This window comes from Streptomyces sp. NPDC001002 (assembly GCF_053599215.1).
In genome coordinates, this window is record NZ_JBSFLV010000044.1 from 65,920 (window position 1) to 73,350 (window position 7,431).

The window sequence follows — 7,431 nt, forward strand, 5'->3', positions numbered from 1 at the left end:
CCTGACCTGCGTGACTCAGGGCACCGGCGACGCCGGTCGGTCCGCCCGTGGGCGACTCTAACGGACCGGGGGATCAGCTCGCCGGGTACACGACAGCGGACGGTTCCTCACTGCGCAGGAACACAAGGCTGCCGATCACCCCCAGCAGCACCACACCGGCGTTCACCGCGACGGCCACCTTCAGGCCACCGAGGACGGCCGCGGGCCCGGTCCCCGTCATCGCCGCCGTCGCCACCGCGCTCATCACCGGCGTGCCCACGGTGATGCCGATCTGCTGGGTCATCGTGGCGAGCCCGGTGGCCAACCCCTGTTCCCGGTCGGCCAGACCCGACGTGGCGGTGACCATGAAGCCGACGATGACCAGCATGTTGCCGACTCCTCCCAAGAAGGTGCCGGCCAGCAGCAGCCACAGCCACGAGCGGTCGACGCCGAGGCCGAGCAGCGCGGCGGTCGCGGCGGCCTGCACGAGTCCGCCGTAGACCAAGGTCCACCGGCTGCCGAACCGGCCGATGACCCGAGGTGCCGCGAGACCGCCGAGGACCGTGCCGAGGCCGAGCACGCCGAAGCTCAGGCCCGCGGCCAGCGGGGAGAAACCCAGCACCTCCTGGAGGTAGAGGGTCAGCAGGAAGACCAGGGACGTCTCGGTCAGGAAGGCGACCAGTCCGGCGACGTTGCCCCAGGCGACGGACCGCCTGCGGAGCACGCCCGGCGGCACCAGCGGAGCGGCGGCCCGGCGCTCCACGGCGAGGAACCCGAGCAGCAGGACCGCGCCCAGGCCCAGCGCCCCCAGCGCGAACGGCGAGCCCCAGCCGCGCTCACCCGCCTGCGTGATGCCGAGTACGACGGCCAGCAGACCCAGCGTGACGGTCACCGCGCCGGGCAGGTCGAGGCGCGGGCGTTCGGCGGGTCGGGACTCCTTGACGACCGCGGGGGCGACGACCAGGACGGCGAGGGCGACGGGGATGTTGAGGAAGAACGCCCACCGCCAGGACAGGAGGTCGGTGAGCAGGCCGCCCAGCATCGCTCCGGTGGTGAACCCTGCTGACATGAGCGCCCCGTTGAGGCCGAGCGCCCGTTCCCTCAGCGGACCCTTCGGGAACGACGTGGTCAGCAGGGACAGGCCCGCCGGGGTGACCGCCGCGGTCGCGAGGCCTTGCAGGACGCGGGCCGTGATCAGCGTCTCCGGGCTCTGCGCGAGGCCGCCCAGCAGGGAGGCGGCGGCGAGCACGGCGAGGCCGCCGAGGAAGATCCGCCGACGCCCGAACAGGTCCGCGACCCGGCCGAAGAGCAGGGTGAACCCGGCCGCGCACAGCGCGAACGCGGTGCCGATCCACTGAAGATGCGCCAGCGAGAAGTCCAGGCCCTCGCCGATCACGGGCAGCGCCACGTTCAGGATGGAGAAGTCGACCGCCAGCATGAACTGGGCCGCGAGCAGCAGTACCAGGACCAGCCGGAGCCTGGGGGTGAGGACGCTCGGCCCGGTGCCGGCCGCCCTCGTGTCGGTGACGGTCATGACGTCGTGTTCCTTCCTCACGGCGATCTCGCGGTGATCGCGCGGTGATCGCGCGGCGATGAAGGAAAGGCTCGTCCGCCGCCGACTGCCCAGCCAGCACCCGGAGTTGGGCAGGCGGCGCAAGGGTGGTCACGGCATGACCACCCTCACGGATCCCGTTCGCGGGCGGTCACCGGCATGATGGAGAGGCGGCACCCGCACCGAGGAGGCAGGCATGGACACCCGGTCCGAGCTGGGCGAGTTCCTCAGATCCCGTCGGGCCGCGCTGCGCCCCGAGGAACTCGGCCTCACCCCGCACCCGACCCGCCGCCGGGTCACGGGGCTGCGGCGCGAGGAGCTGGCCACGCTGGCGGGCGTCAGCATCACCCACTACACCCGCCTCGAACAGGGCCGCGCGAAGGGCGTCTCGGACTCGGTCCTGTACGCGATCGCCCGCACCCTGCGGCTCGGCGCCGACGAGACCGCCCACCTGCTCGCCCTCGCCCGCCCCGCCGACGCGTCCGCACCCCGGCAACCCGCACCGCCCCGCGCCGAACACGCGAGCACCTCGGCCCGTCAGCTGATCGCCGCCATGACCGACGTACCGGCCCTGGTCCTGGACCGCCGAGGTGACGTACTCACCTGGAACCGGCTCGGACACGCCCTGCTCGCCGGGTGGTTGGCGCCGGACGGGCCCGAGCGGCCAGGAGCACGCCCGAACCTCGTACGGATGCTGTTCCTCGACGAGCGGTACCGGGCGCTGTACGAGGATCCGGAGACGGAAGCCGAACTGGCCGTCGCCTCCCTGCGGTTGGTGGCGGGGCGGCATCCCGACGACCGTGCCCTCGCCGCGCTGGTCGGTGAACTGTCCATCCAGAGTGCCGAGTTCGCCGCTCTATGGTCCCGGCATCCGGTGCGCACCTGCACCTCGGGCACGAAGCGGCTGCACCACCCGACGGTCGGCGCGCTGGAACTCGCCTTCGAGAACCTCTGCATACCCGGCACCTCCGGGCAGCGCCTGATCGCCTACACGGCCGCCCCTGACTCCCCCTCGGAAGCCGCGCTGCGCCTGCTGAGCAGCCTGACCGCGCCCACGGCCACCACGGGCCAGGCCTGACCCACCACCTCGTACGACGACCCACGGCTTCCCTGACGTGGGCGCCTTCGTGCGCCCTGCCCCCTTGACAAGCCTCACTCCTCGACGGCAATCTTCCATTAAGCAGAAACAATATTCCACCATACGGAACTTCACTTTGGACCTCGACACGGAAGGGAGCGCGGCCCCCATGGGATTCACAGACCAGCGCTTCAACGTCAACCTGTCGATCCTCTTCACGGAACTCCCGCTCCTGGAGCGCCCCGCGGCCGCCGCCGCGGCGGGCTTCACCGCGGTCGAGCTGTGGTGGCCCTGGGTCGACTCCCCCACTCCCGAGCAGGCCGAACTCGACGCCCTGAAGAAGGCGATCGAGGACGCGGGCGTCCAGCTCACGGGGCTCAACTTCTACGCCGGACAGCTGCCGGGTCCCGACCGCGGCGCCCTGTCGATCCCCGGCGAGGAGTCGGAGCGGTTCCGCGCGAACATCGACGTGGCCGCGGACTTCGCCCACTCCCTCGGCACCGGGGCGCTCAACGCGCTCTACGGCAACCGCGTCGACGGCGTCGACCCGGCGGAGCAGGACGCGCTCGCACTGGAGAACCTGGTCCTCGCGGCCCGCGCCGCCGACAGGATCGGCGCGATCCTCCTGATCGAGGCGCTCAACAAGCCCGAGTCGCCGCTGTATCCACTCGTCAGCGCCCCCGCCGCCGTGGGAGTCGTCGACAAGGTGAACGCCGCGACCGGCCTCGGCAACGCCAAGTTCCTCATGGACCTCTACCACTTGGCGAGGAACGGCGAGGAACTCCCTTCGGTGATCGAGCAGTTCACGGCGAAGACCGGACATGTGCAGATCGCCGACAACCCGGGACGCGGAGCGCCGGGCACGGGGTCGCTGCCCCTCGAAGACCTCCTCGACCAACTGAAGAAGGCGGGTTACGACGGCTGGGTCGGCTTGGAGTACAAGCCCGGCGACCGCCCGAGCGCCGAGGCCTTCGACTGGCTGCCCCGCTGATCCCCTTCCCGAAAGGCCCTCACCCATGAGCAACGCACTCCCCAAGATCGCCTGGATAGGCCTCGGCATCATGGGCTCCCCCATGTCCGAGAACCTGATCAAGGCGGGTTACGACGTCACCGGCTTCACCCTGGAACAGGACAAGCTGGACCGGCTGACCGCCGCCGGCGGCACGGCCGCCGGTTCGATCGCGGAGGCCGTGCGGGACGCCGACGTCGTCATCACGATGGTGCCCGCGTCCCCGCAGGTCGAGGCGATCGCGTACGGCCCCGACGGCATCCTGGAGAACGCGCGCTCCGGCGCCCTGCTGATCGACATGTCCTCGATCACCCCGCAGACCTCGGTGGACCTGGCAACAGCCGCCCGGGACAAGGGGATTCGCGTGCTCGACGCCCCCGTCTCCGGCGGTGAGGCGGGCGCGATCGAGGCCGTGCTGTCCATCATGGTCGGCGGCGGACAGTCCGACTTCGAGGAGGCCCAGCCGATCTTCGACGCGCTCGGCCGGACCATCGTGCTGTGCGGTCCGCACGGCTCGGGCCAGACCGTGAAGGCCGCCAACCAACTGATCGTCGCCGTGAACATCCAGGCGTGCGCCGAGGCCGTGGTCTTCCTGGAGAAGTCGGGCGTGGACCTCGCGGCCGCCCTGGACGTCCTCAACGGCGGGCTCGCCGGCTCCACCGTGCTGACGCGGAAGAAGGACAACTTCCTCAACCGCGACTTCAAGCCGGGCTTCCGGATCGACCTGCACCACAAGGACATGGGCATCGTGACCGACGCGGCCCGCAACGTCGGCGCGGCCCTGCCGGTCGGCGCCGTGGTGGCCCAGCTGGTCGCGAGCCTGCGAGCGCAGGGCGACGGCGGGCTCGACCACTCGGCGCTGCTGCGCGCCGTCGAGCGCCTCTCCGGCGCGCAGCTCTGATCCAAGGGCCCAGCCCTGGTTCAAGGACCGAACCCTGATCCAGGGGCCGAACCCTGATCCAGGGGCCCCACAAGCTCCGGGCGGCGCCGACGCCGACAACTGTCCTGTCGCGCCCAGGCGAGGCGCCGCCCGGATACCAACTCCACCTGTTCAAGACGTTGTTGAGGATTGCCCACCATGTCGAAGCGCGCGCTCACCGCGCCGACTCTCACCACAGAGTCCGGCGCCCCGGTCGCCGACAACCAGAACTCCGCCTCCGCCGGCATCGGCGGCCCGCTCCTGCTCCAAGACCAGCACCTGCTGGAGAAGCTCGCGCGCTTCAACCGCGAGCGCATCCCGGAGCGAGTGGTGCACGCCCGCGGCTCGGGCGCGTACGGCTACTTCGAAGTGACCGACGACGTAAGCGACTTCACGCACGCGGACTTCCTGAGCACCGTCGGAAAGCGCACCGAGCTGTTCCTGCGCTTCTCCACGGTCGCCGACTCGCTCGGCGGCGCGGACGCGGTGCGCGACCCGCGCGGCTTCGCGGTCAAGTTCTATACGGAGCAGGGGAATTACGACCTCGTCGGGAACAACACCCCGGTGTTCTTCATCAAGGACCCCGTCAAGTTCCCGGACTTCATCCACTCGCAGAAGCGCGATCCCTTCACAGGCCGTCAGGAGCCGGACAACGTCTGGGACTTCTGGGCACACGCCCCCGAGGCCACGCACCAGGTGACCTGGCTGATGGGCGACCGCGGCATCCCGGCGTCGTACCGCCACATGAACGGTTACGGCTCGCACACCTACCAGTGGACGAACGCCGAGGGCGAAGCCTTCTTCGTCAAGTACCACTTCAAGACCAACCAGGGTGTGCGCAGCCTGAGCAGCGAGCAGGCGGCCGAGATCGCGGGCAGGGACGCCAACTCGCACCAGACGGACCTGCTGCAGGCCATCGAGCGGGGCGTCAACCCGTCCTGGACGCTGTACGTGCAGATCATGCCGGCGGCCGAGGCGGCGGAGTACCGCTTCAACCCGTTCGACCTGACCAAGGTCTGGCCGCACCGGGACTACCCGCTCCGGCGCGTGGGCCGCCTGGTCCTCGACCGCAACCCGGACAACGTGTTCGCCGAGGTCGAGCAGGCGGCGTTCTCACCGAACAACTTCGTTCCCGGCATCGGTCCTTCGCCGGACAAGATGCTCCAGGGCCGCCTGTTCGCGTACGCGGACGCCCACCGCTACCGCCTCGGGGTCAACCACACCCTGCTCGCGGTGAACGCCCCGAAGGCGACGACCGCCCGCAACTACGGCCGCGACGGCCTGATGGCGGTCAACTCCCAGGGCCGGCACGCCAAGAACTACGAGCCGAACTCCTACGACGGCCCGGTCGAGACCGGCCGCCCGCTGTCCGCCCCGCTCGCGGTGACCGGCTACACCGGCACCCACGAGGCGCCCCGGCACACCAAGGACGACGACTTCTTCCAGGCGGGCGAGCTGTACCGCCTGATGTCCCAGGACGAGAGGTCCCGGCTCGTCGCGAACATCGCCGGCGGCCTCTCCCAGGTCTCCCGCGACGACGTCATCGACAAGAACCTCGCGCACTTCCACGCCGCCGACCCCGAGTACGGCCGGCGCGTGGAAGAGGCGGTCCGCGCCCTGCGCGAGGACTGAGCCCCCGGCTGTGTCCGAACGGGCGGCCCGGATGAGGGGTGGCCGTACGGACAGGACACGGTGCGGGTAGGGCGAGGACCGCGGCGGAGCGCGAGCCAGTGCGGTGGTGAAGGACCCGGAGCTCCATCTCGACCAGAGGGACGGAGCGCCCCGGTTCCATCGCCTCCGCCGCGGTCCCAGCCCGATATGAACTCCAGCCACAGAGCGCGAAGGCGCCGGACGCGAACGATCCCGCATCCGGCGCCTTCGTCATTTCCGGGTGCGCCGCCACCTCTTCCCCAGCACCCTGAGGTCATGGCACATCCAACCGAGAACCCGCACATCGTCGTCCACGCGCCCGCTCTGGACGGCTCCCGGCGTGTGACCTCGGGTGACGAGACGCTGGGCATCGCGACCCACATCGACGACGTCGCCGAGTTCCTGCGACTGGCCGATCACTACGTCACCGACGTCGAAGGCAGCGAGCTCATCGAGTGGCAGGGCGGTGGCCCCGAGGACTGGCCGGGGCTGTCGGAGCATCACGAATCCGAGCATCACAAAGGGGCATGACCGTGCGCGTACGCCTGCGGACGTAGGACGTCCCATCTGGAGACGTAGGACGTCTACGCAATCCTCAAATCAAGCTCTGAATATTGTTCAAGATGCTTCAACCACCCGCAGGGATGGGCACATTCTGGTCACGCGTGAGGCCCGCCGACACGGGGGCGGCGGGCCTCATACGTACCTGACGGGTGGGTCAGACCTTCAGCGTCCTGATCGACGTGGGCGCGTGCCCCGGCTCGGTCGCGATCTCCTCGAACTCGACGACGTTGGAGATGTCGTTCGTGGTCGACATGGAGATGTTGGTGACGCGCTCCAGGACGGCCTCGACGACCACCGGGACCTGGAACTGAGCGGCGAGCTTCTTCGCCTGCTCGAAGGCCGCGCCGAGTTCGGCCGGGTCGGTCACCCGGATCGCCTTGCAGCCCAGGCCCTCGGCGACCTTGACGTGGTCGACGCCGTAGGCCCCCAGTTCGGGCGAGTTGATGTTCTCGAACTCCAGGTTGACCTGGAAGTCGATGTCGAACGCGCGCTGCGCCTGGCGGATCAGGCCCAGGTAGGCGTTGTTGACCAGCACATGCACGTACGGGATCTTGTGCTGCGCGCCGACCGCCAACTCCTCGATCAGCCCCACGGCTTCAGCGCCGGGGGCCAGGCATGAGGTAGAGTGAGCGGGCATTCGACACCGGCTCAACCGGCGTCTTACGCGGGTGTAGTTTAGT

The 7,431-nt window shown here is 69.9% G+C and carries 6 protein-coding genes and 1 pseudogene; 5 read left to right on the forward strand and 2 right to left on the reverse strand.

Annotated features, from left to right (window positions below):
- Nucleotides 1-73: 73 nt before the first annotated feature.
- Nucleotides 74-1,513, reverse strand: coding sequence for an MFS transporter (locus ACWDR3_RS21385; RefSeq protein WP_450354091.1), 1,440 nt, complete (start codon nucleotides 1,511-1,513; stop codon nucleotides 74-76).
- A 214-nt stretch (nucleotides 1,514-1,727) separates the two neighbouring features.
- Here ACWDR3_RS21385 and ACWDR3_RS21390 point away from each other — a divergent pair, with 214 nt between their 5' ends.
- The 5 genes from ACWDR3_RS21390 (at nucleotide 1,728) to ACWDR3_RS21410 (ending at nucleotide 6,718) form a co-directional block, all read left to right on the forward strand.
- Nucleotides 1,728-2,609: a helix-turn-helix domain-containing protein gene (locus tag ACWDR3_RS21390; RefSeq protein ID WP_450354092.1), complete on the forward strand. Its 882-nt coding sequence runs from the start codon at nucleotides 1,728-1,730 to the stop codon at nucleotides 2,607-2,609.
- Nucleotides 2,610-2,778: 169 nt separating this feature from the next.
- Nucleotides 2,779-3,600: a TIM barrel protein gene (locus tag ACWDR3_RS21395; RefSeq protein WP_450354093.1), complete on the forward strand. Its 822-nt coding sequence runs from the start codon at nucleotides 2,779-2,781 to the stop codon at nucleotides 3,598-3,600.
- Nucleotides 3,601-3,625: 25 nt separating this feature from the next.
- Nucleotides 3,626-4,519, forward strand: coding sequence for a 2-hydroxy-3-oxopropionate reductase (locus tag ACWDR3_RS21400; protein ID WP_450354094.1), 894 nt, complete (start codon nucleotides 3,626-3,628; stop codon nucleotides 4,517-4,519).
- A gap of 177 nt (nucleotides 4,520-4,696) precedes the next feature.
- Nucleotides 4,697-6,169 (forward strand): catalase, encoded by a 1,473-nt coding sequence (locus ACWDR3_RS21405; RefSeq protein ID WP_450354095.1) that lies wholly within the window; start codon nucleotides 4,697-4,699, stop codon nucleotides 6,167-6,169.
- Nucleotides 6,170-6,463: 294 nt separating this feature from the next.
- Nucleotides 6,464-6,718 (forward strand): hypothetical protein, encoded by a 255-nt coding sequence (locus tag ACWDR3_RS21410; RefSeq protein ID WP_450354096.1) that lies wholly within the window; start codon nucleotides 6,464-6,466, stop codon nucleotides 6,716-6,718.
- Nucleotides 6,719-6,905: 187 nt separating this feature from the next.
- On the opposite strand, the pseudogene ACWDR3_RS21415 reads toward ACWDR3_RS21410, so the two are convergent.
- Nucleotides 6,906-7,337 (reverse strand): annotated as a pseudogene (locus tag ACWDR3_RS21415) (thiamine pyrophosphate-dependent enzyme); the annotation flags it as partial.
- Nucleotides 7,338-7,431 lie beyond the last annotated feature (94 nt).

What these genes read in the sequence shown, in the direction of transcription:
- ACWDR3_RS21385 (WP_450354091.1), bottom strand. Translation starts at nt 1,513, where the DNA reads ATGACCGTCACCGACACGAGGGCGGCCGGCACCGGGCCGAGCGTCCTC.
- ACWDR3_RS21390 (WP_450354092.1), top strand. Translation starts at nt 1,728, where the DNA reads ATGGACACCCGGTCCGAGCTGGGCGAGTTCCTCAGATCCCGTCGGGCC.
- ACWDR3_RS21405 (WP_450354095.1), top strand. Translation starts at nt 4,697, where the DNA reads ATGTCGAAGCGCGCGCTCACCGCGCCGACTCTCACCACAGAGTCCGGC.
- ACWDR3_RS21410 (WP_450354096.1), top strand. Translation starts at nt 6,464, where the DNA reads ATGGCACATCCAACCGAGAACCCGCACATCGTCGTCCACGCGCCCGCT.
- ACWDR3_RS21395 (WP_450354093.1), top strand. Translation starts at nt 2,779, where the DNA reads ATGGGATTCACAGACCAGCGCTTCAACGTCAACCTGTCGATCCTCTTC.
- ACWDR3_RS21400 (WP_450354094.1), top strand. Translation starts at nt 3,626, where the DNA reads ATGAGCAACGCACTCCCCAAGATCGCCTGGATAGGCCTCGGCATCATG.